This window comes from Joostella sp., from assembly GCF_048266025.1.
Lineage (GTDB): Bacteria > Bacteroidota > Bacteroidia > Flavobacteriales > Flavobacteriaceae > Galbibacter > Galbibacter atrarenae.
The window spans coordinates 154,288-181,135 of the sequence record NZ_JBLXAF010000004.1 but is presented as its reverse complement, the minus strand read 5'-3'; the positions used below and the strand labels follow the sequence as shown (position 1 = coordinate 181,135).

Here is a 26,848-nt window from a genome sequence, read left to right as displayed (position 1 = left end):
TGAGGGAACCTTGCTTAACACTAAAGTATGGATCGTTATAAGAAAGCGAATGTTAGTTCCATCCACCTCCTAGCGCACGGTACATATCTACCATGGCATTCATTTGTTGCATTTTAGTCTCTACGAGTTCAAACTTCGAATCTAAAGCATCACGCTGTGTTAATAACACTTCCATATAATCCGCTCTAGCAGATTTAAAAAGTACATTAGAAATTTCTATCGATTTATTAAGTGCTGCAACTTCCTCAGATTTGAGGTCATAACTCTGCTTAATATTATCAATCTTAGCTAACTGATTTGCAACCTCTATATAAGCGTTTAACACGGTTTGCTCATAATTGTACACAGCTTGAATTTGCTTTGCGTTTGCACTGTAATAATCTGCTTTAATAGCACTTCTATTAATTAAAGGAGCTGTTAATTCTCCTGCGATATTATACAGTAAAGATTCTGGCGATGTAAACAAATACTTTGTATCAAAAGCTTGATAACCTATGGCTGCGGAAATATCTAAACTCGGATAAAACCTTTTCTTAGCTACTTTAACATCTAATTTTGAAGCTGCGAGCTCTAATTCTGCTTGCTTAACATCTGGACGATTTTCTAGTAATTGAGACGGGAGTCCAGTATGCACTTCTATAGGTGTTAAATCTGAAAACGATTTTGAATCTCTTTCTATCGTCTGAGGATATCTCCCAGCTAAGAAATTGATCTTATTTTCAGTTTCTGTTATTTGCTGCTGAATATCATATTGCAAGCTCTTGGTATGTAGTACCTCTGCTTCAAACTTACGAACTGCTAATTCTGTAACTCGTGCTGCTTCCTTCTGAAGCTTAACTATACGTAACGCATTCGACTGAATTTCGACATTCTGCTTTACAATTGCTAATTGATTATCCAAAGCAAGCAACTCATAATAGGAATTAGCTATTTCTGCAATTAGATTTGTAATTACAAAATTCTTCCCTTCTACACTTGAAAGATATCTACTTACCGCAGCTTTCTTGGCTGTATGTAATTTACCCCAAATATCAACTTCCCATGAAGCATGAGCGCCAAGCATAAAATCTGGTAAAGGGTCTGGCATCTCTTCACCTGGTCTAATATCTGTAGTTGCATCGTTTGCTCCTAAACTTGTATATCGAGCTCTTTTATCGATACCGGCTCCAGCACCTAAACCAATAGAGGGCATATATTCCCCTTTCTTAGCTCTTACTTCACTTTTTGCGATTTGGATTTCTTGCAAAGTGATATTTAACTCTTGATTGTTTTCTAGTGCTTCTCCTATTAACGTATCGAGGTAAGGATCTGTAAAATAGTCCTGCCACTTTACACGTGCTGTATTTAGCGTATCATTAGACTGAGTCTCCAACTGCTCTAGCTCAGAAGTGTCCGCTTCCATACTTTTAATAGCTGGTACACAAGAATAAAGGGTCGTTATCGCAATAATCCCAACCAGATATGTTTTTTTATACTGTAACATAATTCCCTTTTTATTGTTCATCGTCAGGTTTTTTCATTAATTTTTTCATGAGCTTATCTATTTTGCGAAGCTTCTTTTCTGTTTTTCTCTCTCCTTCTCCTGTACGCATAAACTCTTCAGAAACAGGTTCTGTACTTTCATCTTTTATAAGCTCACGCCCATCAGACATTTTAGCAAAGACATAATACAACCCAGGAATTACTAAAACTCCCAAGATTGTACCTATAAGCATTCCTCCCATGGCAGAACTACCAATTGTTCTATTACCAATTGCTCCAGCACCAGTTGCAATTACTAACGGAATTAATCCTGCAACAAAGGCAAATGAGGTCATCAAAATAGGTCTAAAACGTACTCTTGCTCCTTCAATTGCGGCATCTACAATAGATGCTCCTTCCCTACGTTTCTGAACTGCAAACTCTACAATCAATACGGCATTTTTACCTAATAACCCGACCAGCATGATTACACCAATTTGTGCATAAACATCGTTCGCTAATCCTGTTAATTTCAGTAGTAAAAAAGAACCAAAAACACCAACTGGTAATGAAAGAATAACTGCCAATGGTAATAAGAAACTTTCGTATTGAGCTGCTAATACCAAATACACGAATATTAATACAACACCAAAGATGTATAACGATTCGTTTCCTCGAGAAGCTTCATCATAAGATAATCCTTCCCAACCGATATCATAACCTCTAGGAAGCGTTTGCTCTGCTACCTCTCGGATTGCTTTAATAGCATCTCCACTGGTATATCCAGCTGCTGGAAGTCCTCTTATCGCTGCAGAATTATATAAGTTATATCTAGTAATCTCATTAGGTCCTAATTTCTTTTCCATTTTCATGAAAGCAGAATAAGGTACCATTTCTCCTTCTTCATTTTTAACATATAGCTTCTCTAAATCAGAAGGCATCGCTCTATACTCTGGAGCCGATTGTGTATAAACTTTGAAGAATCTACCATATTTAATAAACCCTTGTTCATAGGTACTACCGATCAATATATTTAGGTTCTCCATAGCTTTCCCAATGGATACCCCTTTTTGCATTGCTGCTTTGTTATTAATTTTCAACTCATATTGAGGATAGTTAGCAGCAAAAAATGTAAATAACCCTGTAATTTCTGGACGCTTTCTTAGGGCATCCATAAAGTTATCGTTCACTTTTTCAAATTCATGAAAATCTGTAGAGTTCGTTTTATCTAATAAACGCATAGCAAAACCTCCAGAAGAACCGAAACCAGGTACTGCTGGTGGCTCAAAATATTCGATAACAGCTCCTAGATCTTTTGTTTCTTCTTCCAACTCTTCCATGATTTCGTGTACAGTATGTTCACGATCTCCCCATGGTTTTAAGTTAATAAGACATGTCCCTGCATTAGATCCCCTACCTTCTGTCATAATTTCGTAACCTGCTAAAGAAGAAACAGATTTTACTCCTTCCGTTTCTTCACAAATCTTCTGAAGTTTTTTAGCTACTTCATTAGTACGCTCTAAGGTAGCTCCGGGAGGTGTTTGTATAATCGCATAAATCATTCCTTGGTCTTCATTTGGAATAAACCCTGCTGGTAATACCTGGTTGGTAAAAAATATACCTACACAGAAAGCTCCTAATAATCCAAAAGTAACAACCCTACGATTAACAATCAGTTTAAGAACTTTTACATATTTCCCTGTTAGATTATCAAACTTAGAATTAAACCAATCTATAAATTTATCTACAGGAGATTTACGTTTCTTACCATGATTATTCTTTAAAAGAATGGCACATAAAACTGGAGTTAATGTAAGCGCCACAACTGCTGATAAAATAATAGCAGCTGCCATGGTTATTGAGAACTGGCGATAGAAAACTCCCACTGGTCCAGACATAAATGAAATTGGAATAAATACAGAAACCATTACAAGAGTAATTGCAACAATGGCTCCTCCCATTTCTTCTAACACAGCATAAGATGCCTTGTAAGGCGAGAGATTTTCCTCGTGGATTTTAACGTGAACTCCTTCTACCACAACAATGGCATTATCTACTACAATCCCAATAGCTAATACTAATGCAAAAAGGGTTATTAAGTTGATGGAGAGTCCAAACATTTGCATGACAAAGAAAGTCCCGATTAATGATACCGGTACTGCAATAATTGGAATCAACGTAGAACGCCAATCTCCCAAAAATAAGAATACAACAATCCCAACAAGAATAAATGCATCTCGAAGTGTATGAACAACTTGCTCAATAGAAGCATCTAAGAAGTTAGAGACATCATATCCAATTTGGTAATCTACCCCCGGAGGGAGATCCTCTTTAAGCTCTTTAAGTTTATCTTTTACCGACTTAATTACGTCGCTACCATTACTTCCAAAAGTTTGTTTTAATACAATCGAAGCAGCTGGATCTCCATCTAAATTGGAATAAATATCAAAAAACTCACTTCCGAGTTCTACATCTGCAATATCTTTTAATTTTAAAATCTCCCCGTCTTCATTCGCCTTAATAATTATATTCTTATAATCTTCGGCTTCATTATACCTTCCTTCATAAGTAAGTACATATTCTAAGGCTTGAGATTTCTTACCAGAACTTCTTCCTAAACGTCCTGGCCTTGCAATAATACTCTGCTCATCCATAGCTTCTAAAACTTCTTCAGCAGAAATTTTATAAGCTCTCATACGGTCTGGTTTTAACCAAACACGCATTGCATATTTACGACTTCCTAATATTTTGGCACTTGCAATCCCTTTTATACGTTGTACTTCAGGAACTATTTTTGTGTATGCATAATTGTAAAGAAATTTCTCATCGTTATTCTTGTTTTTACTAAACAAGTTAACATACATCAACATACTTGGTTGCACAGGCGTAATTACGACCCCTTCCCTCTGTACCAATTCTGGGAGTAAAGGCATCACTTGATCGACCCTTGTTTTAACTCTTACTACTGCCTGATTTGGATCGGTTCCTGGTTCAAAAATAATACGTAGCGTTCCTTCCCCAGCACTAGTAGCATCGGAAGCTATATAACGCATTCCCTGCACCCCATTTATCGAAGTTTCTAAAGGAATTAATGTTGAATTCACCAATACATCGGCACTGGCTCCAGGATAAGCTATAAATATATTAACGGTGGTTGGTGCAATTTGTGGAAACTGCGATATTGGTAATTGCTTCATAGCCAGTAATCCTGTAAAAACTAGGACTACGGATATGACAATGGCCAACACCGGTCTTTTTATAAATTTACTAAACATTTTGTTGTAATTTTATCGGTTTGAATTACTCTGCGTACATATCTAAGCTTGCCAACACATTGTCTGGTTTTTCAAGCTCGTACTCAATCTTTTCGCCATCTTTCACCATTCTGATACCTTCAAGTAGTATCTTATCATCCTCGGATAGTCCCTTGCTTACAATAAACAGATGCGGTAATTCTGCAGCTACAAAAATCTCTCTTTGTCTTACTACATTGTCCTTATCAATTACAAAAACAAACTTCTTATCTAAGACTTCAAAAGTTGCTTTTTGTGGAATTATCATGGCGTCTTTAAAAGGAACTTTCATCATAATACTTCCTGTTTCTCCATGTCTTAGCAGACCTTCAGGATTAGGAAATGTTGCTCTAAAAGGAATATTCCCTGTTTCATTATTAAATTCTGCCTCAATAGTACCCACTTTACCGCCGTGTTTAAACAGCTGATTATTGGCCATTAATAAATCTACACTTATAGGATTTTCCTTACTGAAACTAGTTGTATAATTTAAATATTCAGCTTCTGGAACATTATAGTAAACCCACATTTCGCTATTATCAGAAAGGTTAGAAAGCAACTCTCCCTCGTCTACTAAACTCCCTTCTCTAACATGAAAACGGTCGATAATACCGTCATAAGGAGCTCTAACCTCTGTAAACTGAAGATGCACATTAGATAATGCCATCTCTGCTTTTGCCTTATCGAATTTGGCTTTTGCCATGGCCAATTCATTTGGTGCAACAATATCATTATCTGCTAACTTCTTAGTATTATTATATTCTATTTCTGCAAAATTTGCTTCTGCTTTTGCTTTCTCAAATTCTGCCTCATAGAGTTTAGGCATTATCTGAAATAACAATTGTCCTTTTTTTACATGCTGACCTTCATCTACATATATCTTTTGCAAATACCCACGTTCTTGGGCTCTTAATTCGATATGTCTGATGGATTGGATTTGACACACATAATCTTCCGTAATAATAGTGTCTTGAACTTTAGGATTTGTAACCGCATATTTGGTTTCTTCCTTTTTTTCTTTTTCTTTTTTAGATGAACAACTTGTATGACTCAGTAAGGCAAACAGGCTCATCACTATGAGAGTATTCTTCATAATAAATGATGCTTTTTTAAAGCGTAAGGATTATTTAAGGTTATATTTAAAGTTGAAAAAACACAGAAGTTTGCCATAGCAATCATGTAAACTGCTATAAGCTTGTGTTTAAATTTTAAATGATAGGAGTTGAAAAGCAATGCTATTATTACTCTTCAAATATTTTAAAAAATCAAATTCGGAATACTCGAAATATGACATACAATCTGTAAGATAAAAAATTGGAGAATTTCTTACAGTGAAATAAATGTTTCTTAGGAAAAGGGAAAAAAGCTAATAATGCTAAAGAGTATAATGCAGAACTTACAAAAGTATTTAGCTCAGCATTTTTCTTATAAACTGTTAGCTCTTCTTCTACTTCACTCTCTACAATCTCAAATTTATGCTCTTTCTTTTCAAAATGAGAAAAAAAGCAATCTTTAAAAAATTTAGCGTTTTGTAGGAGAGTTACACCAGATGGTGCTGAATTTTCAATACTATCGATTTTGGAAATACTGCCTTGCTGCTGATTGCTATTTGCAAACAACAAACTATATCCGCTTATAAGGATAATAGAGAGCGATATAAAAAATCTAAGTAGTAGTTTCATTACAGGGGCTAAAACTACAAAAAGAGTATAATTCTTACAAGACAAGAATCGTTAAATATAATTTTAACTTTTCTTAAAAATGTGATTTTCATCAAACTAAAGAAAACAAAAACCTATAAATTAATGATTATCAATGTAGTTATAAAATTTGAACTCATTCCTTCCAATGCAATATAGAAGCGTAAATTACTAAGTAAAGCCTAAAGTGTTAATATCTAAATGTTATAATTGACACCTAAAATTCATATTTTTGTAAAAAATAAAACTAATATGCTCATTATTGGAATTGCTGGAGGTACCGGCTGTGGGAAAACAACTGTTGTAAATCAAATTGTAAATGAACTTCCGGAGAATGAAGTTGGGGTTATTTCCCAAGATTCTTATTACAACGAAACCTCTCATTTAAACTATGACGAGCGTACTAAAATAAATTTCGATCACCCGCGGGCAATAGATTTTGACCTCTTGTATGAGCATCTGGTTGATTTAAAACAAAATAAAGTAATTGAGCAACCTGTATATTCTTTTGTAAAACACAACCGTACAAAAGACACGCTTATTACACACCCAAGAAAAGTAATGATTGTAGAAGGAATTCTAATTCTTACTAATCCTAAAGTGCGTGAACTTTTTGATATTAAAATTTATGTCCATGCCGATTCTGATGAGCGACTTATCCGAAGAATAAAAAGAGATATTTCTGAAAGAGGACGAGATATTGATGAGGTTTTACTACGTTACCAAACAACGTTAAAACCAATGCATCAGCAGTTTATCGAACCGACTAAAGAATTTGCAGATATTATTATCCCAAACAATAGATACAATACTGTTGCCGTTGATATTGTAAGAACCATTATAAACGAACGCTTGTTATAAAATGAAGCTCAAAGACATAAAGAAATCTAAATGGTTTAAATTTTTTAGCAATATCTATGTGCTTGTACTTACGGTATTTGTAATATGGATGCTCTTTTTTGACACAAATTCTTGGTGGTTTACACATAGAGAACTTAATAAAGAAATTGAAAAACTCGAGGAGCAAAAAGTACATTTAAAAGAAGCGATAGAAAAAGATAAATCTATTCTTAGAAAATTAAATAGCGAAGAAGAAATTGAAAAATTTGCGAGAGAAGAATATTATCTTAAAAAAGAGAATGAAGAAATTTATCTCATTGAATATGAAGACAGTTTAGAGAGCAATTAATACTTTAAGACTGCCTTAATTAACTCCAGAACCAATAAAATAAAACTAAGACTTATGTTAGATTCCCTTTTTAATGAGTTTAGAGATGTTTCTGTTAAAGAATGGAAACAGAAAATACAATTCGATTTAAAAGGTGAAGATTATAACACCACTTTGGTTACAAAAACGCTTGAAGACATAAATATCAAGCCTTTTTATTCTCAAGAGGATCTTCCTACTGAAATGGAAATTGGAAGTAACCCTCCATGGAATATTTGCGAAAGAATATATGTTGCTAAAGCTTTTGGTGCGAATGCTAAAGCTCTAGAAAACATAGAAAAAGGAGCTCAAAGTATTCTTTTTGTCTTTCCTGATGAAACCGTAGACCTCAACGCTCTTTTTAAAGATTTCCCTTTTGATTTGGCGTCTATTCATGTGGAAACTGAGTTCCTATCACTGGACTTTATAAAAAAACTTATTGCGTATTTTAAAGATAAAGAGGCGGAGATTTATTTACATATAGATATTATTGGAAACCTAGCAAGAAGCGGAAATTGGTATTTCAACTTAAAAAAAGATATTGCTATTTTTTCTGAAATTCAAAGTCTTCTTAGCAATTTACCGCAGTTTAAAACTTCTATTACTGTAGATCTTACTTTGTACCAAAATGCCGGTGCAAATATGGTTCAGCAATTAGCATATGCACTTGCACATACAAACGAATATTTTACCATTTTAGAAAATAAATCCTTTAATATTAGTTTTAAAGTAGCTATAAGTAGTAACTATTTTTTCGAGATCGCTAAGTTAAAGGCCTTACGAACGCTATGGAAAACATTAGTATCAGAATATAGTTCTACAGCAGAATGCCACCTTTTTTGTATTCCTACAAAACGTAACAAAACCTTGTACGATTACAATGTGAACATGCTACGAACTACCACAGAATATATGAGTGCCATTATTGGTGGTGCCAATACAATTTGCACACTCCCTTATGATTACTTTTATCATAAAGACAATGAGTTTGCATCTAGAATAGCCAGAAATCAATTGCTAATTTTAAAACACGAGAGTTATTTTGATAAGGTTAAAAATCCTTCTGATGGAAGTTATTATATCGAATCCATCACTGAAGATTTAGCTAAAAAAGCACTTGATTTATTTAAAAAAATAGAAGCCGGTGGAGGATTCCTAGAGCAGTTGAAAGCGCATATTATTCAGAAGAAAATAAAAGAAAATGCTACTCTTGAACAGGAAAAATTCAATGAGAAGAACAAAATATTAGTAGGCTCTAATAAATATCAGAATAAGGAAGACCGAATGAAAAATGATTTGGAGCTCTATCCTTTTATAAAAACTGAAATTAGAAAAACTCTTATCGAACCTATTATTGAACGTCGATTGGCAGAAACTTCAGAGCAAGAACGATTAAAAAATGAACCTTCATGAAGCGTAAAGACCTACAACATATCACCTTAAAAAAAACTATTTCTACGGGAGATAAAAAAACTGAAAATTCGGTTTTTACTACTGCGGAAAAGATTGATATAAAATCGATTTATAGCAAGGAAGACACCAAACATTTAAAGCATTTAGATTTTGCTGCTGGATTCCCTCCTTTTCTACGCGGCCCATATACAACAATGTATGTGCGCAAACCGTGGACTATAAGACAATATGCTGGTTTTTCTACTGCGGAAGAGAGTAATGCTTTTTATAGGAGAAATTTAGAAGCAGGGCAAAAGGGATTATCGGTAGCGTTTGATTTAGCTACGCATCGCGGGTATGATTCTGATCATGAACGTGTAGTTGGAGATGTTGGTAAAGCAGGTGTTGCTATTGATTCTGTAGAGGATATGAAAATTCTCTTTGATCAGATTCCGCTAGATAAAATGTCGGTTTCCATGACTATGAATGGAGCTGTGCTTCCTATAATGGCTTTTTATATTGTTGCTGCTGAAGAACAAGGAGTTTCATTAGATAAATTATCGGGAACCATCCAAAACGATATCCTAAAAGAATTTATGGTTAGGAATACGTATATCTATCCGCCTACTCCATCGATGAAAATTATTGCTGATATTTTTGAATTCACCAGTAAAAACATGCCTAAGTTTAATAGCATAAGTATTTCTGGATATCATATGCAAGAAGCTGGAGCTACTGCAGATATCGAATTAGCATACACCCTAGCTGATGGATTGGAATATATAAAAACAGGAATCGCTGCGGGGATGGATATTGATACTTTTGCCCCTAGATTATCTTTCTTTTGGGCTATTGGAATGAATCATTTTATGGAGATTGCCAAAATGCGAGCTGGACGAATGTTATGGGCAAAACTTGTAAAACAATTCAATCCAAAAAATGAAAAATCTCTTTCACTAAGAACACATTGCCAAACAAGCGGATGGAGTTTAACAGAACAAGACCCCTTTAATAATGTTGCGCGTACATGCATTGAAGCTACTGCTGCAGCTTTTGGTGGCACACAATCTTTACACACAAACGCCTTAGATGAAGCTATTGCACTTCCAACAGATTTTTCTGCTAGGATTGCAAGAAACACTCAATTATACCTACAAGAAGAAACGCAAATTACAAAGACTGTCGATCCTTGGGCAGGAAGTTATTATGTGGAAAATTTAACTCATGAAATAGCAGAAAGCGCATGGAAACTTATTGAAGAAGTTGAAGAGTTAGGAGGAATGACTAAGGCCATAGAAGCTGGAATTCCAAAAATGCGTATCGAACAAGCAGCAGCTAGAAAACAAGCTAAGATTGATAGTAATCAAGATATAATTGTTGGAGTTAATAAATATAAATTAGACAAAGAAGATCCATTACAAATTTTAGAAGTCGACAATCAATCGGTTAGAGAGCAGCAAATACAACGTTTAACAAGTACAAAGGCTGATCGCAATTCTGAAAAGGTAGAAGCTTCACTTTTAAAATTATCACAATCTGCAAAGTCAGGCGAAGGAAATTTATTAGCTTTAGCAATAGAAGCTGCTAGAAACCGAGCTACATTAGGAGAAATATCTTCTGCTCTAGAAGAGGTTTATGGCAGGTATAAAGCAAAAATTCAATCCTTTAGCGGAGTATATTCAAAAGAAGTGAAAAACGATAAAAGCTTTGAAAAAGCAAAAGAACTAGCGGATCAGTTTGCGGAAAAAGACGGACGTAGACCTAGAATTCTTATTGCAAAAATGGGACAAGATGGGCATGACCGTGGAGCAAAGGTTGTTGCTACTGGATATGCCGATGTAGGTTTCGACGTAGATATAGGTCCACTTTTTCAAACCCCACAAGAAGCCGCCAAACAGGCAGTAGAAAACGACGTACATATTCTTGGAGTATCATCTTTGGCTGCAGGGCACAAAACACTGGTTCCTCAAGTTATAGAAGCACTTAAAGCATACGGAAGAGATGATATTATGGTTATTGTTGGTGGCGTGATTCCGAAACAAGATTATCAATATCTATTTGATGCTGGCGCTGTTGCCGTTTTTGGTCCTGGAACTAAAATAAGCGAGGCTGCTATTTCACTTTTAGAAATATTGATAGATAGTTAAAAGTCTTTCTTTTTAGCCTTTCTTACGATTAATAAAATAGGGGTAACTACCCAAAGTGATAATCCAAAGAAGGAAACTACAAAACCTAATGATGTTCCAAAAAATTGTTGGAAAACGGCTCCCGTGTACCCCATCAACGCAGAAATATCTAATTGTAATAATAACAAAGTACGCGATAAATCTATAGGGTTACACATCGTAGCTATTAACGCAAAATTATCTAAGGGATACGATTGAAATACAAGCAGGGAAATTAAAAATAATCCATCATAAATAACAGCAAAAAACAACCACAAGAGAATAGCATAACTGAATCCCTTAATTTTATTTTCGTTACATAATCCTATATAAAAAGACATTGCAGAAAATGACATGGAAAGTAATATTCCTAAGAATATCAGCAAAAAGAAGGAAAAGTTTACGCTAGATTGTGTGATTCCATAAAATAGAAACGGAATTCCTAACCCCAAAAGTAAACTAAGGCTCAAAGAGAGCGTTACTCCAAAATACTGTCCTAAAAATATGGTGCTTCTCCTTATTGGTTGTGCCATTAAAAGCACTGTAAACTCTTTAGAATCGTAATAATACATAACTCCAAAAATGGTACTTATTAATGGGACCAAAATAACTATAACATTAAGTAGTGTTATTATTGCTTTAGACAAGTCTTGATTAAGAAAAAGCAACACAAATCCTAAGAGTAAATAGAATATTAGGTATACGTAAAACCACTTACTTCTTATTAAATCGTAAAAGCTATATTTTAATATTTTAATCATGATTATCCTTCAATAAATTTGCAATGGCATTTTCCAATTTCTCTTCAGAAGTTTTTTCTTTTAACTCACCACAGCTTCCTTTGAAATAGACCTTTCCCTCAAGAATGAATATTATTTCATCGGCAATTTCTTCAACAAAACTGATAATATGCGACGATATTAAAATGGTTTTCCCTTTTTCCTTTTCTGAAATAATTAACTGCTTTAAGTTTATTAACGACACTGGATCAAGTCCCGTTGTAGGCTCATCTAATATGATATAAGGACTATTAAACATAAAGGCTAGTACTATGTTTACTTTTTGCTTTGTTCCCCCTGAAAGATTTCCAAGCTTTTTTTTCATGTGCTTTTCTAGTGCGAACATATCTATAAGCTGTTGTGAAGCTGCATTCTCTTTTCGCACATCAGTAATCATAGCAATAAGCTCTTCCGCAGTTAAATTTGAAGGGAAATTAGCTATTTGTGGGAGGTAATCTATATTTTCTCTGTAACTCCATTTTTTCAATACACTTTTACCTTCAATGAGAATATCGCCTTTATCTGGAACTACCATTCCCAAAATTGACTTAATAAGTGTTGTTTTTCCCGATCCATTTGGCCCTAAAAGAGCATATATCTTACCAGAATCAACTTGTAAATCAACTCCCTTTAAGACCTCGTTCTGACCATATTTTTTCTCTAAACCATTTATTGCTATCATAACTTTCTCATTGAAGGGTTGGCGTCAATTAATAAATCTGGGGTAAAAATGGGACTTACCTTTTCAGAGAAATTAATAATATCAATAAAAAGACTTCTCATTAATATCAATGTTTCAGGAGTTCTGTTGACTATATATGAAAACAACTTTACAGGTCGATAAGGAATATCCCCTACTCCATTTTTATCTAAATCATATCCCGTATATTCACTCCAATAATTTCCATCAAAAACATTATCATTCATCTTACTGTTGTAAGAAACATCAAAACTGTTATATAAAAAGTTGTTTTTAGCAAAGGTGTTTGTGTAACAAGCTCCCCTTACCTTTATAGCCCAACCATTTTTCTCGAAGCTATTATTGATATAATTAATTCTATTACTCCCTTCTATATTTATACCTGTAGAATTTTTTGTGAATATATTATTCGTAATCTCAGCATCATTAATCTCTTTGAGTAAGAGTCCGTAGGAAGCCGTTCCCCAATTATTTTTAAAGGTGTTTTTAAACATTTTTATGTGCTTAGAAAACATTACCGCGACTCCAGAGCCATTATTCTCAAACATATTATTTGAATATGCATCGTGATTAGAAAACATAAAATGAAGACCATAACGCAAATTATTATAGCTTACATTGTCATTAATGGTTGAGTTATTTACAAATTCAAGATATATCCCATCTCTAACTCCTGTAACTATATTTTTTTCAATCTTAATATTATTAGAACTCCATAGATGAATCCCGTTCCCCGAATTATATTCTTCTTCCGCATCTCCTACTACCTTATTATGGTATATTTCTCCGTGGTCACTTTTTTCAATATATATTCCAAAAAAAAGGTTTTCTAATACTAAATTTCTAATTATAAAATTATTGCTCTTTATTACTTTTATTGCTGCATGATCTTCAGTATAGCTAACTCCAACATTCTTTAAAAAGAGTCCGTCTACTGTAACATTATTAGACATTACCTTAATAATCCCTCCTTTAAAAGCTCCATCAATTACTGGATAATCTTCCCCAATGATTGTAATCGGTTTATCTATAATAATTTCATGTTCGTTATAAGTCCCTTTTTGTATATAAATAATTTCGCCTGCAGATGCCTCTAATAACGCTTGCTTCAACGTAGTAACAGGACAACTTTTACAAACTGTAATTTGTCCTACTGCTGTTAAAGAAAAGAAAGTCATTAAAATAAGACAGGTGAATTTCATACTATCAATTTCTTGTTTTTTTAAACATTGCCAATAACTCATCCCAAGTGTATAATTCACCTCCTAAACTTTGCTGAGTATTTTCCGCCAAGGCTTTATTTTTAAAAGCTGTTAAATTAGCCCCCATCGGACTTGGTAATTTTTTGTTTATCATAAAAACACACTCCTTAGCATTCTTCAATGTCTCCTGTTCTCCATTTGTATTTGTTAAAACATAAGCATATTCATCTAAGTCCGCATTCTCTTCTAGCGAACTATTTATAAGGCATTCCATAGAATCGTATTTAAACACTTTCCCTTTGGAGGTTACCAACTCAGCACCATAGTTTCTTTCTATTATTGTCATGGAACAATAGTTACATCCATCATTACCGTAACTAATTGGTTGCGGACTCACATTACAACTGACTATTATAAAAAACAGGAATCCGATAAATAAAATCTTAGTTTTCATATTATTCAGATTTATTTAATTTCTCTTTTCGCTTTAAAAAAGAAGCTACAAATGCTACGACCATTCCTAGAGCTAAGAATAAAGAACCCAACCTAGGGTATGAATGTGCTCTAAAATTTAGAATATCTTTAGAACCGAATAATGGCGGTTGGAATCCCATAATACTCCCATCTTCATTTGTAAACTTCATAATTGCTTTTGGATCTAAATTATGTCCATAATCATACTCCCATAAATAAAAATCATACAAACCAGCTGTAATCAAAATAAGCATTGTGAAAAACCATATAAAATACCACTTATAATTACCAAAAACACTAACAGCAATCCCCATTAAACTCATAAAAAGTATTACGATTGGGAATATTTTAAACTCTGGAATAGTGGCTGGGATAAATTTCATTCCAACATAATGATTCATCAAATTAATATTCTGAATATCATTAGGATGCATATCATGAAACTTATGTATAAATATATCCATCCCCAATGGAATTGGATATTGAGGCGCCTCTAATGTAATGTTCCATAAAGGAAATAAAAACAATAAAAGTGGTAATAAAACTCCTAATAACATCAGGTATTTTGCAGTACTTTTCATTTGTTATTCTTTAAGGGTTTGTTCTGAATATTTTGAACTATGGCTGTTTTCCCTAACTAATTATGAGAAAATAAGCGAGGCACAACCCTCGCTTATTAAAAAAAATAAACAACCACTAATTATCCATCTCTTTAGGATTTAATCCCCTAAAGACCACGACAATTCTCTTTCAGAGTTTTTTGGAGAAACTCTAATATATCCTTGCATTTCTTGGTGTAATGCAGAGCAAAAATCTGTACAATAGAATGGGTAAACTCCTATGTTTTCAGGTTCCCAAACAAAAGTTTCTGTTTGCCCTGGCATGATTAATAATTCTGAAGTATTAGCTCCTATCATACTTATACCATGAGGCACATCATAATCTTGCTCTAAGTTTGTAACATGGAAATACACTTTATCTCCAACTTTTACACCCTCTATATTATCTGGTGTAAAGTGACTTCTAATCATTGTCATATAAATATGCACTTCGTTGCCATCACGTTCTACTCGTGCGTCCGAATTACTTGTAACAGCGTATTTATGTTTGTTCTCTTCAAGCTTAAATATTTTTCTAGAATTTTTAGCTACGATATCAGCTGGAATAGCTGCAGCATAATGTGGCTCTCCAATGGTTGGAAAATCAAGTAAAAGCTCCATTTTATCACCTGTTATATCAAATAATTGCGCTGATTGAGTTACCTCAGGTCCTGTTGGTAAATATCTATCTTTAGTAATTTTATTCATTGCTAAAGCATATTTTCCAAATGGTTTTCTAGAGTTTCCTCCTGGAATCATAATATGACCAATTGAGTAATACGTAGGCTGACGATCTTTTACTTCCCAAGAACCTATTTCCCATTTTACTACTTCTGAAGAAATAAAGAATGATGTATATGCATTTCCTTTTCCATCAAATTCTGTATGTAAAGGCCCTAAACCTGCTTGTTTAACTACACCTCCAAGAACATCTTCAAATTTGATAATAGGTATTCCATATGCTTCCCCATCAAAACTTTCATTTTCAATTGCAGTTAACATTTTACTGAATGAATGAACCGTTAAATCTGCTGATAATTTTCCGTTTCCAACAATATATTCTCCCGTAGGATCTACATCACATCCGTGTGGAGATTTTGGCGTTGGTAAAAAGTATACCAATCCTGGGCACTCTGCTGGATCAAGAACTCTAACTTCTTTTTTCATTGTTGAAGTTCCTGTATGAGTCTCATCATCATATAAATTATGGGCATAATTTGCAGGCATTGTTTTAAACTTACCAGCTTTGATATATTCTTCTGCTTTTTTCCAATTAATAGCTGCTATAAAGTCTTTATCGTTTTGTGAAGCATTTACTTCTAACAGCGAATTTGCTTCTTCACTATTATAGGTAGAAAAGAAAAACCAACCATGAGATTTCCCTCTTCCTGGATGCGCTAAATCATAATTAAATCCTGGAAGTAAAATTTGAAATGAAAGATCCATCTCCCCAGACTCATCATCAACATCTATAAAAGAAATAGCTCCTTTAAACTTTCCTTTGTATTCTTTAATTGAAATATCTTGTTGAGGAACTGGTACAGAAAAACGTGTTCCTGCAACTACATATTCTGTATTCTCCGTTACAAATGACGAACTATGGTTTCCTGCACTGTTAGGAAGTTCTAGGATTTCAGCAGTTTCAAAAGTGGTTAAATCCACTCTAGCTATTCTCGGCGTATTATTACCATTTATAAATACCCATCTTCCATCTAATTCTCCATTTGTTTGAGAAATATCGGGGTGGTGAGCATCATCCCAAGGAATAAAACCATATGATGTATTTAACATCGGTTTTGTTTCTTCATTATATCCCCAAGCTTTTTCTGGATCTTGAGAAAAAACAGGTATCACCTTTAATAACCTTCCTGAAGGCAAGCCATATACAGAAAGTTGTCCGCTAAATCCACCAGACACAAAGGCATAAAATTCATCGTGTTCCCCTGGCGCCACATATACACGTTCGGCTACGTTTGAAGCAATTGCTCCAGAGGCATTCCCTTTTCTTTCCGAACTATTTGAGTTACAGCTAACAAAACTAGCAACTCCAATTAACGCAAATAATAGATTAATATATCTCATTTTTTTTAGTTTGATTATTTTAAAAGTATCCTAGCACCGTTTTACTTTCCCTAATAATAAAGTGCTTATACAACCATCTTTATATCCTACATTAAGGTTCTAAAGTATTCGTAAAGAGCTCTAGCCTGATCTTCTGTCAAACTTTGATTTGCCATTGGAGATCCATTATGCTCTACAAGTAATTCTTTTGCTAAAGGATCTTTCATTAGCATTTCTTGCGGATTCAAAATCATATTCATTACCCATTCTGGAGTTCTTCTTTTGGTTACTCCCGCAAGCGCTGGCCCGATAAACTTTTTATCTGTTTTATGGCAAGCAGTACAATTTTGTTTGAATATAGCTTCTCCCTCTGTTACAAGTTTTTGATCTATAGCTTCCGCTATTTCTATACTCTTTATTGGTCCAACTCCCTTTGTAGATAAATCAACTCGCTTAGATGGCGGTACCATTTCCTCTTTTTTCTCTGTTGTTTTCTCTACTTTAGGTTTTTCTGCAACCTGATTATCATAAACAGATTTTTTCTCTTTTTTTTCTCCTCCTCCGCAGCTTATTAAAAATCCGCACGCGATTAAAAAGCCAGTTTTTATTATTTTATTCATGATGTAATTTTTAATATTTAATCACAAAATTATCATATACATCCCTCCTTTTATATGACTTTTGTCATAAAGAGGATAAATTTGTCTTATTTAAAAATATTTACCTACATTTGCACTATAAATTAATTGAAGTTATGTTTTCAAAAGCATGTGAATACGGTATTAAGGCATCTATATTTATAGCTCAAAGCTCTATGAATAATAAGCGAGTTAGCCTTAAAGAGATTGCAGAAGAGATAGATTCTCCTGTAGCTTTTACTGCTAAAATATTACAGGCTCTAGCTAGAAATAAAGTGGTCACTTCTATAAAAGGAGCCCATGGAGGTTTCGAAATATACAACCCACAAGACATTACCCTATCTGCTATCGTTTCTGCTATTGATGGTGACACAATTTACAGTGGTTGTGGTTTAGGCTTAAAGCAATGTGACAGCAATAACCCTTGCCCTTTTCATGATAAATTTAAAATAGTAAGAGACAACTTAAAATCAATGTTAGAGAACACTAATTTAAAAGAACTAGCACTAAAACTTGACGACGGAATTTCTGTTTTAAAAACATAATCAAAAAAATTTAACACTAAATAGGACAAATTTATCCGATTAACTTAATTAAAAGAATGCAATGAAAAACAAAGAACAAAAATTATGGGTCTTATTTGCCTTGGTGATGGTATTATCATTTGGCGTTTTAGGGTATTATGGCTTTGAAATCTACCAACAGTCACCTCCTATTCCTAAGGCTATAAAAACAACAGATAATACTGTAGTTTTTACGGAGCAAGAGATCAAAGACGGTCAGAATATTTGGCAGAGTATCGGAGGTCAAGAAGTAGGTTCTATTTGGGGACATGGTGCATATGTTGCGCCAGACTGGACTGCAGATTGGTTACATAAAGAAGCGCTACATATTTTAAACTCTTATGCTCAAGAAAGATATCAATCGGATTATGAATCCTTATCAGAAGAACAACAAGCTGGATTAAAGATAAAGCTTCAAAAAAGCATCAGAAAAAACACTTTTAATGAAGATACTCAAGAAATAACTATTTCAAAAGAAAGAGCTTTAGCTGTAAATAGTCTTTCACAATTTTATGGAGCGCTATTTACTGACAATCCTGATTTTGATGAATTGAGAGAAAATTATGCGATTCCTAAGAACTCCATAAAAGACCCAGAAAAAATAAAGAAATTAAATGCTTTTTTCTTTTGGGCTACATGGGCAACGGTTACAGAGCGTCCTAACTCGGATATCTCTTATACTCATAATTGGCCTGCTGAAGAATTAGTAGGCAACAAAGCGACAACAGATTTAATGGCATGGTCTGGAGTGAGCATTATATTACTTATTCTATGTATCGGACTTATGGTATTTTACCATGTAAGGTCTGGTGGTGAAGATGAACTTTTAACACCAGCTAGCGATCCCCTTTTAAAACAAGGAATCACACCTTCTATGCGTCTCACAAAAAAATACTTTTGGGTTGTATCGCTACTTATGGTATTACAAATGTTACTTGGTATTGTTACTGCGCATTATGGAGTTGAAGGAAATGGACTTTATGGCATCCCTCTAGACCAAATACTACCGTATTCTGTTACTAGAACATGGCACACACAGTTAGCTATTTTATGGATTGCAACCGCTTGGTTAGCAACAGGTCTATATATTGCACCTGCTGTATCAGGAAAAGATCCAAAATTTCAAAAATTTGGAGTTAACTTCTTATTTATTGCTCTCCTTATAATTGTTGTAGGTTCTATGATTGGACAATGGATGGGTGTTATGCAAAAATTAAATCTAGTAGATAATTTCTGGTTCGGACACCAAGGTTATGAGTATGTCGACTTAGGAAGATTTTGGCAGATATTTCTCTTTGTAGGGTTATTTGTATGGCTTGCACTTATGGTAAGACCACTTATTCCTGTAATCAGACAAAAAACAGCTGAGAAAAACCTCATCTTATTATTTCTAGTTTCCTGTACTGCAATCGCTTTATTTTATGGAGCAGGATTAATGTGGGGAAGACAAACAAACTTAGCTATTTCAGAATATTGGAGATGGTGGGTTGTTCACCTTTGGGTAGAAGGATTTTTTGAAGTTTTTGCTACCGTTGTAATCGCTTTCTTATTTGTTAGATTAGGTTTATTAAAAACTAGAACTGCTACATTAAATGTACTTCTAGCTACCATTATATTCATGTCTGGAGGTATTATTGGTACTTTTCACCACTTATATTTTACAGGAACTCCAAAAGCAGTTATGGCTCTAGGAGCAACGTTTAGCGCATTAGAGGTGGTACCACTTACTTTAATAGGTTACGAGGCTTACCATAATTACAAAGTATCGAAATCAACAAAATGGATTGTAGATTACAAATGGCCTATTTATTATATGATTGCTGTTGCTTTTTGGAACTTTTTAGGAGCAGGTGTATTCGGATTTATAATAAATCCACCGATAGCATTATACTATATCCAAGGATTAAATACTACTGCCCTACACGCTCACACCGCTCTATTTGGAGTTTATGGAATGCTAGGAATAGGATTGATGCTTTTTGTTTTAAGAAGCCTATATCGAGATGTTAAATGGAATGAAAAATTGCTTCGAATTACATTTTGGAGTTTAAACATTGGTCTGTTGGCTATGGCACTATTAAGTCTTCTTCCTATGGGAATTTGGCAAGCGCTAGAAAGTATACAACATGGTATGTGGTATGCTAGATCTGCAGAATTAATGCAAGACCCTGCAATGATAAAACTAAAATGGCTAAGAACAATTGGAGATGTAATCTTTGCTGTTGGAATTGTAACTTCATGCTATTTTGTATTTGACCTTACACTGAAAAATAAAATTTATAAATCAAAATAATTAGAAAAAATGGAAAATATAATTGAGAAAAAAATTGGAGATGTAGTTGCTGAAAACTTTAGAACTGCAGCAGTATTTTCTAACTACGGAATAGATTTCTGTTGCCGAGGAAATAGAATTATAAAAGATGTTTGTGAGAAACAAGACATTGATGTTAACGAGTTGGATGAAAAATTAAGACGTGCCTTAAATACAGGAGGTACTACTGATGCCGACTATAAAACATGGGCGCTAAGTAGATTAATAGATCATATCGAAACAACGCACCATCGCTATGTGGAAGAGAAGATCCCAGTTTTACTTCAGTTTCTAGATAAATTATGTAAAGTTCATGGAGGTAGCCATCCAGAGTTATTCGAAATAAACGAACATTTTAAACATACAGCAGGAGAGCTTTCTCAGCATCTAAAAAAAGAGGAGCTTGTGCTTTTTCCTCACATTAAAAGATTAGAAAAAGCGCAACTTGCGAATGAGGAGGTTGCTACTCCAGGTTTTGGAACGGTAAAAAACCCAATTGCAATGATGATGCAAGAACACGAAAATGAAGGCGATCGATTTGTAAAAATAGCAGCTTTATCTAATCAATACACTCCTCCAGCAGATGCGTGTAATACTTATAGAATTACTTATGCTATGCTAGATGAATTTGAAAAAGATTTACATACTCATATTCACTTAGAGAATAATATTTTATTTCCTAAAGCTGTGGAATTAGAGGCTGTATTAAGTTAATACTAATCATCACTTATTATTTTAGTTAGATTCCTCGGGGTTAGTATTTTTTAAATAAAGTCTAACCTTGAGGTTTTTTAATACCTTTTATTCAGCAATAAAATACTTAAAATCTAAGATATTCTAATCGCCTATGGAGTTAATTTTATTACTTTGTAGGACAAGCGTTATATCAGTACATGGAAAAGAGATTTATCACTATTTGTTTTAGCAATTTTCTAATTGCAGCAACAATGGGACTTTTATTACGACTCCTATACGTACTCCCTATAGATTCGATGAATTTTAGATTCCTAACGCATGCACATTCACATACTGCAATGCTAGGTTGGGTATATTTGTCCATTCAATTATTTATAGTAAAGTGGTACATAAAAGATAATACACATAAAAAATATAAACGTCTATTCTGGATTACTCAACTTTCTATTATCGGAATGTTGGTTAGCTTCCCTTTTCAGGGGTATGCTATGGTTTCTATAAGCTTTTCAACCCTTCATATATTTTGCAGCTACACTTTAGCTTATTATGCTTTTAAAGAGATTAAAGCAACCTCTCCTGCCAACAAATTTATGCGCTTAGCAATTTATTTTATGCTGTTTTCTACCATTGGAGTATGGTGTTTAGGCCCTACAGTTGTTCAATATGGAAAATCATCGGAACTCTATCAATTAGCAATTCAATTCTTTTTACACTTTCAATTTAACGGCTGGTTTTTAATTGCAGTCTTATCATTAATATTCAGAGAATTAGACATCAAAAATAGTGTTTCAACAAAGAGGTTATATGGATTTACCGTAATTGCTACACTACTAACATATGCATTTCCCGCAAGTTGGTACTTGGATTATTCATGGTTGTACTGGGTAAATTCAATCGGAGTAATTCTACAGCTAATAATGGTTTATTATATGTTTATCATCTTAAAAAAACCACTATCAGAAAGCCTAAAAAAACAACTTCCCGTAGTAATAAACTTGTATCGTTTTGCCATTATTACCTTTCTGATTAAAACACTGATACAAATACTTACTTTAGTTCCAGTAATAGCTACGCAAGCGCATGCATATAAAAACTTAGTGATTGGCTTTATACATTTAATAATGTTAGGTGTAATTAGTAGCCTACTATATGCTAACTTTCATCACCTACTTAACATAAAAAAAGAACACTACTTTAAATTAGGTGTTTATTTATTTCTAACAGGAATTTTTATTACTGAAGCTTTACTTTTCATGCAAGGATCGCTTTATATGCTTAAAACAGGAATTAGTATCCCAAATTACTATTTGACACTATTTTTAGCTAGCCTTTTTCTTGTAATTGGTATTATATTTTTAATCATATCAATTCAAAAAAGCAGTATAAAAAAATCGGCCTACATTACTAAGCAGTAACATAGGCCAATTAAAGTGTGTATTTTTTATAAGACTAACTCATCTCTGCCACAGCATCTTTTATTTTCTTCACTGTAGCATCAGAATTTACATTTAACCCTTCTTGCTGAAAAATCAGCTCCCCTTTATCATTAAAAACACTAATTATATTAGAGTGCGAAAAATCCATCGGAGATATTTCTGTGTAATTCACCGCTAAAACAGCTGCAAACTCTCTTGTATTTGCTTCCGTAGAACGAAGAAACGTCCATGGAGGCCCGTCCATAACATTCTCTTTGGCAAATTGCTTCAGTCTTTCAGGAGTATCCGTTTCAGGGTCGATACTTACTAAAACCATCTCCACATCATCTAAAATCTCCTCAGGCAACTGCTTCTTAATATTTCTCATATCTGCCACCAATCTAGGGCATGCAATTTTACAAGAAGTATAAATCATAACGGTTACCAACACCTTTCCCTGAAAGTCTTTTAATTCCACCTCTTCTCCATCTTGATTTGTCCATTGAGACGGGAGGTTATAAATAGACATATCCGAATAGCCTTCTTCACTATTTTGAGTAGTTACTGCTACATCTTTAGTTTCAGTCTTACTTTTTTCTTCTGAATTACAAGCTCCCAAGAGAAGCAATCCAATTACAGCAAACAATTTATATTTATTCATCACTTTATATTTAATTTCGTCTATTAGTGAAGCAACTCCGTAGCAATAAACTTAAAGTCTATAATTTACGGCAAAGTAGTTGCGTCTTTAGCACATCTAAAGCCTAAGTTTTTCATACTATATCGTGCCTTTATACTTCCTCTAAAAGCATATCTCATAAATGCCGCATAATTCATTAAATCTGTAGCTCCAACAGCGGCTCCTCCACAAAATAAATTAGCATCGCTATTTACATCTCTCCTAGACTCTCCAGAAATTAAAACAGAATTAAAGTCTTGCGTCCATTCCCATACCAAGCCATGTAAATCATAAACTCCCCAATAATTTTGAGGATTTCTTTTTACTACATTAAGTTCTGTATTGGAAGTTTCATACCACGATAAAATCTCAGCATTATAACTTTCAAGTTTTCTCGCATCTATTTCATCTTCATTTGCCATCGCAACATATTCCCATTCGTCCGTAGTTGGCAAACGTTTGTTCTGACATTCGCAATATTTCTTAGCAGCGAACCAAGAAACGTATGTAACTGGACTATCAGAATTCATATCCTTAGCGTAAGTTGCCTCTTCTCCCCATCTCGTTAAATAAGCATCATCTGCAAACAACCCTTTTATATTCTTTTTTTGCCATGCTGGATTTTCTAATAAAAATTTCTGATAATCACTATAAGTAACAGGACTCACATCAATCTGAAACTCTTCTACTACTTTAGGAACAGAATCGTTACCATAAAGGGGAATATATGTTCCCCTTTTAACGGTAACCATTTCTTGAGCAGGTAGAATTTGTATAGCGCAAAAGGCTACTATAAAAATTAATAATAAACGAGTTACGCTAGTCATTTAAAAATTCTGTTATATAATTATTTCTTTCTAACCTTTCCTACCATTTCAGGGGTAACAACTTCCTTAGAGTTCCCCCAACTATTGTATACAAACGTTAATACATTTGCCACTTCTTCATCGGTAAGTGTTTGACTTGTCATCACACTATTATATTTTTCTCCATTTACGGTAATTTCCCCTTGTTTACCATGTAAAACAATATCGATAGCTCTATTTACATCAGCATTTAAATAATCTGACATTGCCAAAGGAGGAAAAACACCGTCTATACCCTGACCTTCAGGTTGGTGACAAGCAAAACAAGTATGCATATATGTTTGCTTACCAAACTCCATTTGATCTTCAAAACTCATGGCAGGAACATTTAAAGCCGTTTGATCTTCTCTAGGAACTTCTTGGATTCCAGATCCCTCTGGACGGTAAATCCCTTCTCTCATTTCTCCGGAATACACTTTCATATTTTCATCTCCATTAACTGTAAGCATTCCTAAAGCTCCTTTATTAAAGGCTCTAAAGATGGAGTGATCTACAAGTATAAATGTACCAGGAACTTCCACTTTAAACTCAACAATAGCTGCTCCTCCAGCAGGGATCATCGTGGTTTGAACATTTTCATTTATCACACTACCACCTTCAACATGAACTCGGTCAAAAATCTCTCCGATAACATGAAAAGAAGAAACTAAATTTGGCCCTCCATTTCCAACAAAAAGTCTTACCGTTTCTCCTACATTAGCAGTAATTGCGTTGTCTCCAGTTAAGGCTCCCACTTTCCCATTAAATACAACATATTCTGCTGCTTCATCTAATGCTTTTTGCATATCGAAGGGCTGCATACCTCTATCGCCATTTCTACCCTTTGTATAAAAGTCTCCTTGCATGATATAGTACTCTTTATCAACAGGCGGTAATCCTTCTTCTGGCTCTACCAATATTAACCCGTACATTCCATTTGCAATATGCATTCCCACAGGAGCAGTAGCACAATGGTACACATACAACCCAGGGTTTAAAGTCTTAAATGAAAATGTTTTTTCATGCCCTGGAGCTACAAAAGAAGATTCCGCTCCCCCACCAGGCCCATTAACAGCATGTAAATCTATATTATGAGGTAATTTATTATCTGGATGATTTTTTAATGTAAAATGTACTTCATCTCCCACTTTCGTTCTTATAAAACTTCCTGGAACGGTTCCCCCAAATGTCCAATACACATAACTCACTCCATTACTTAACTCTCCTTCTTGTTCCAAAATTTCCATGTCTACAATGAGTTTCTTTGCCTTTCTCTTTGCTGTGGGCTTTGGTACATTAGGTGGTGAAGTTAAATCTGCAATCATTTCTTGTTCTACAACAATGCTTTCTGCATCTGTAACCTTCTCTTTTTTAGACTGGCAACTAAAAAGTAAGGCTACTGCTGATAAAAACACAATAGGTTTGAATAGATATTTCATAATCAGTAATTTAAATTAGGATGTTTTTGTCTTATTTATTACAAATTTAAGCTGTAGATAAGAGGGAGAAAATGACATTTGTCAGATTTTTACATTTAGAATGAAAAAACTAACATTAAATATTCAAGCGAAATAAAATTGAAAGCTGTATTTTTGAAGGAAGTACTAAATATACAGATAAACGTTCTTTTTTTAACATTAATAAAGACAGAAAGATGAAATATACAGATAAAATGCTTCGTGATGGAGCTCTTGAAGGGAAAACCATAGTAGTTACAGGTGGAGGAAGTGGTCTTGGAAAAGCAATGACTAAATATTTTTTAGAATTAGGTGCTAAAGTAGCTATCACTTCTAGAAGCTTAGACAAATTAGAAAATACTGCTAAAGAACTTTCAGAAGAAACTGGAGGGACCTGTTTACCTGTAGCTTGTGATATACGTCATTACGACCAAGTAGAAGCGATGCGTGAAAAAGTAATTGAAGCGTTTGGAAAAGTAGATGTCCTTTTAAACAATGCTGCTGGAAACTTTATTTCTCCTACAGAAAGACTTTCTGCGAATGCTTTTGATACTATTATTGATATTGTTTTAAAAGGAACAAAAAACTGTACTCTTGCTTTTGGTAAACATTGGATAGATACCAAACAAGAAAACACCAATGTACTTAATATAGTAACTACTTATGCGTGGACAGGATCTGCATATGTAGTTCCTTCTGCTACTGCAAAAGCTGGTGTACTAGCTTTAACGAGAAGTTTAGCTGTTGAATGGGCAAAATATGGAATGCGATTTAATGCAATTGCTCCTGGTCCTTTCCCTACAAAAGGAGCATGGGATAGATTACTGCCTGGAGATTTAAAAGAAAAATTCGATCTTGCTAAGAAAGTTCCTTTAAAGAGAGTTGGTGACCATCAAGAATTAGCAAACCTAGCTGCCTATATGGTTTCCGATTTTGGAGCTTATCTAAACGGAGAAGTAATAACACTAGATGGTGGAGAGTGGCTAAAAGGTGCTGGACAATTTAATTTATTAGAAGCCGTTCCTGAAGAAATGTGGGATATGCTTGAGGCTATGATTCGCAGTAAAAAGAAATAAAGAATGCTGTAAATTAGCTGTTTTAAAAATGGCTTTTAAATAATTATCAACTGAATTGTAAATGGATAGCCTCTATAGATACTATCATCAGATACAGTATTGGATAACTGTTAACAAAATTCATTTTCTAAACTC

23 protein-coding genes are annotated in these 26,848 nt (G+C 34.1%); 9 read left to right on the top strand and 14 right to left on the bottom strand.

Features of this window, described 5'->3' with window-relative positions:
• Window positions 1-52: 52 nt before the first annotated feature.
• The 4 genes from ACN0TY_RS09630 to ACN0TY_RS09615 all read right to left on the bottom strand — a co-directional run bounded on the left by ACN0TY_RS09630 (window position 53) and on the right by ACN0TY_RS09615 (window position 6,436).
• The gene (locus tag ACN0TY_RS09630; RefSeq protein WP_236958775.1) at window positions 53-1,504 is read right to left on the bottom strand and encodes a TolC family protein; all 1,452 of its coding nucleotides are present in this window, start codon (window positions 1,502-1,504) and stop codon (window positions 53-55) included.
• Complete coding sequence (locus tag ACN0TY_RS09625) at window positions 1,494-4,736, bottom strand: efflux RND transporter permease subunit (protein ID WP_417444318.1); 3,243 nt, start codon at window positions 4,734-4,736, stop codon at window positions 1,494-1,496. The genes ACN0TY_RS09630 and ACN0TY_RS09625 overlap by 11 nt, the downstream gene beginning before the upstream one ends.
• 25 nt (window positions 4,737-4,761) lie before the next feature.
• Entirely contained in the window at window positions 4,762-5,847 is a 1,086-nt protein-coding gene (locus ACN0TY_RS09620) for an efflux RND transporter periplasmic adaptor subunit (protein WP_417444317.1), read from the bottom strand.
• 172 nt (window positions 5,848-6,019) lie between these two features.
• Window positions 6,020-6,436: a hypothetical protein gene (locus tag ACN0TY_RS09615; protein WP_417444316.1), complete on the bottom strand. Its 417-nt coding sequence runs from the start codon at window positions 6,434-6,436 to the stop codon at window positions 6,020-6,022.
• 270 nt (window positions 6,437-6,706) lie between these two features.
• Here ACN0TY_RS09615 and udk point away from each other — a divergent pair, with 270 nt between their 5' ends.
• Genes udk through scpA form a run of 4 tightly spaced genes read left to right on the top strand, consistent with a single transcriptional unit; the run spans window position 6,707 to window position 11,200 of the window.
• On the top strand, window positions 6,707-7,315 hold the full coding sequence (gene udk, locus ACN0TY_RS09610) for a uridine kinase (protein WP_236958779.1): 609 nt from the start codon (window positions 6,707-6,709) through the stop codon (window positions 7,313-7,315).
• A gap of 1 nt (window position 7,316) precedes the next feature.
• Window positions 7,317-7,643 (top strand): FtsB family cell division protein, encoded by a 327-nt coding sequence (locus ACN0TY_RS09605; RefSeq protein WP_236958780.1) that lies wholly within the window; start codon window positions 7,317-7,319, stop codon window positions 7,641-7,643.
• Window positions 7,644-7,697: 54 nt separating this feature from the next.
• Window positions 7,698-9,074, top strand: coding sequence for a methylmalonyl-CoA mutase subunit beta (locus ACN0TY_RS09600; RefSeq protein WP_417444315.1), 1,377 nt, complete (start codon window positions 7,698-7,700; stop codon window positions 9,072-9,074).
• Window positions 9,071-11,200 (top strand): methylmalonyl-CoA mutase, encoded by a 2,130-nt coding sequence (scpA, locus tag ACN0TY_RS09595; RefSeq protein ID WP_417444314.1) that lies wholly within the window; start codon window positions 9,071-9,073, stop codon window positions 11,198-11,200. The genes ACN0TY_RS09600 and scpA overlap by 4 nt, the downstream gene beginning before the upstream one ends.
• Here the strand turns inward: scpA and ACN0TY_RS09590 are convergent.
• From ACN0TY_RS09590 to ACN0TY_RS09560, 7 genes are all read right to left on the bottom strand, one after another.
• The gene (locus ACN0TY_RS09590) at window positions 11,197-11,979 is read right to left on the bottom strand and encodes an ABC transporter permease (protein ID WP_417444313.1); all 783 of its coding nucleotides are present in this window, start codon (window positions 11,977-11,979) and stop codon (window positions 11,197-11,199) included. The genes scpA and ACN0TY_RS09590 overlap by 4 nt on opposite strands.
• Window positions 11,972-12,679 carry an ABC transporter ATP-binding protein gene (locus tag ACN0TY_RS09585; protein ID WP_417444312.1) on the bottom strand — a complete coding sequence of 236 codons (708 nt, stop codon included), beginning with the start codon at window positions 12,677-12,679 and terminating at the stop codon, window positions 11,972-11,974. Before ACN0TY_RS09585 ends, ACN0TY_RS09590 begins: the two co-directional genes overlap by 8 nt.
• Entirely contained in the window at window positions 12,676-13,899 is a 1,224-nt protein-coding gene (nosD, locus tag ACN0TY_RS09580; RefSeq protein ID WP_417444311.1) for a nitrous oxide reductase family maturation protein NosD, read from the bottom strand. The genes ACN0TY_RS09585 and nosD overlap by 4 nt, the downstream gene beginning before the upstream one ends.
• A 4-nt stretch (window positions 13,900-13,903) precedes the next feature.
• Window positions 13,904-14,353 (bottom strand): nitrous oxide reductase accessory protein NosL, encoded by a 450-nt coding sequence (locus ACN0TY_RS09575; protein WP_236958786.1) that lies wholly within the window; start codon window positions 14,351-14,353, stop codon window positions 13,904-13,906.
• 1 nt (window position 14,354) lies between these two features.
• Window positions 14,355-14,954 carry a hypothetical protein gene (locus tag ACN0TY_RS09570; RefSeq protein WP_236958787.1) on the bottom strand — a complete coding sequence of 200 codons (600 nt, stop codon included), beginning with the start codon at window positions 14,952-14,954 and terminating at the stop codon, window positions 14,355-14,357.
• Between the two features lie 138 nt (window positions 14,955-15,092).
• Entirely contained in the window at window positions 15,093-17,054 is a 1,962-nt protein-coding gene (gene nosZ / locus ACN0TY_RS09565) for a Sec-dependent nitrous-oxide reductase (RefSeq protein ID WP_236958788.1), read from the bottom strand.
• An 86-nt stretch (window positions 17,055-17,140) separates the two neighbouring features.
• The gene (locus ACN0TY_RS09560; protein WP_417444310.1) at window positions 17,141-17,653 is read right to left on the bottom strand and encodes a c-type cytochrome; all 513 of its coding nucleotides are present in this window, start codon (window positions 17,651-17,653) and stop codon (window positions 17,141-17,143) included.
• Between the two features lie 134 nt (window positions 17,654-17,787).
• Here ACN0TY_RS09560 and ACN0TY_RS09555 point away from each other — a divergent pair, with 134 nt between their 5' ends.
• The 4 genes from ACN0TY_RS09555 (at window position 17,788) to ACN0TY_RS09540 (ending at window position 22,656) form a co-directional block, all read left to right on the top strand.
• Window positions 17,788-18,216 carry an RrF2 family transcriptional regulator gene (locus tag ACN0TY_RS09555; RefSeq protein WP_236958790.1) on the top strand — a complete coding sequence of 143 codons (429 nt, stop codon included), beginning with the start codon at window positions 17,788-17,790 and terminating at the stop codon, window positions 18,214-18,216.
• 61 nt (window positions 18,217-18,277) lie between these two features.
• Complete coding sequence (locus ACN0TY_RS09550) at window positions 18,278-20,527, top strand: nitric-oxide reductase large subunit (RefSeq protein ID WP_417444309.1); 2,250 nt, start codon at window positions 18,278-18,280, stop codon at window positions 20,525-20,527.
• Between the two features lie 9 nt (window positions 20,528-20,536).
• On the top strand, window positions 20,537-21,259 hold the full coding sequence (ric, locus tag ACN0TY_RS09545; protein ID WP_236958792.1) for an iron-sulfur cluster repair di-iron protein: 723 nt from the start codon (window positions 20,537-20,539) through the stop codon (window positions 21,257-21,259).
• Between the two features lie 179 nt (window positions 21,260-21,438).
• Window positions 21,439-22,656 (top strand): hypothetical protein, encoded by a 1,218-nt coding sequence (locus tag ACN0TY_RS09540; RefSeq protein ID WP_417444308.1) that lies wholly within the window; start codon window positions 21,439-21,441, stop codon window positions 22,654-22,656.
• 34 nt (window positions 22,657-22,690) lie between these two features.
• Here the strand turns inward: ACN0TY_RS09540 and ACN0TY_RS09535 are convergent, their stop codons facing one another.
• From ACN0TY_RS09535 to nirK, 3 genes are all read right to left on the bottom strand, one after another.
• Complete coding sequence (locus ACN0TY_RS09535; protein ID WP_417444307.1) at window positions 22,691-23,317, bottom strand: SCO family protein; 627 nt, start codon at window positions 23,315-23,317, stop codon at window positions 22,691-22,693.
• Between the two features lie 65 nt (window positions 23,318-23,382).
• The gene (locus tag ACN0TY_RS09530; RefSeq protein WP_417444306.1) at window positions 23,383-24,162 is read right to left on the bottom strand and encodes a formylglycine-generating enzyme family protein; all 780 of its coding nucleotides are present in this window, start codon (window positions 24,160-24,162) and stop codon (window positions 23,383-23,385) included.
• Window positions 24,163-24,182: 20 nt separating this feature from the next.
• A complete protein-coding gene (gene nirK, locus ACN0TY_RS09525) occupies window positions 24,183-25,619 on the bottom strand; it encodes a copper-containing nitrite reductase (protein WP_417444305.1) in 1,437 nt (478 codons plus the stop codon).
• 215 nt (window positions 25,620-25,834) lie between these two features.
• Between nirK and ACN0TY_RS09520 the strand changes: the two genes are divergently transcribed.
• Window positions 25,835-26,713 (top strand): SDR family oxidoreductase, encoded by an 879-nt coding sequence (locus ACN0TY_RS09520; RefSeq protein WP_417444304.1) that lies wholly within the window; start codon window positions 25,835-25,837, stop codon window positions 26,711-26,713.
• Window positions 26,714-26,848 lie beyond the last annotated feature (135 nt).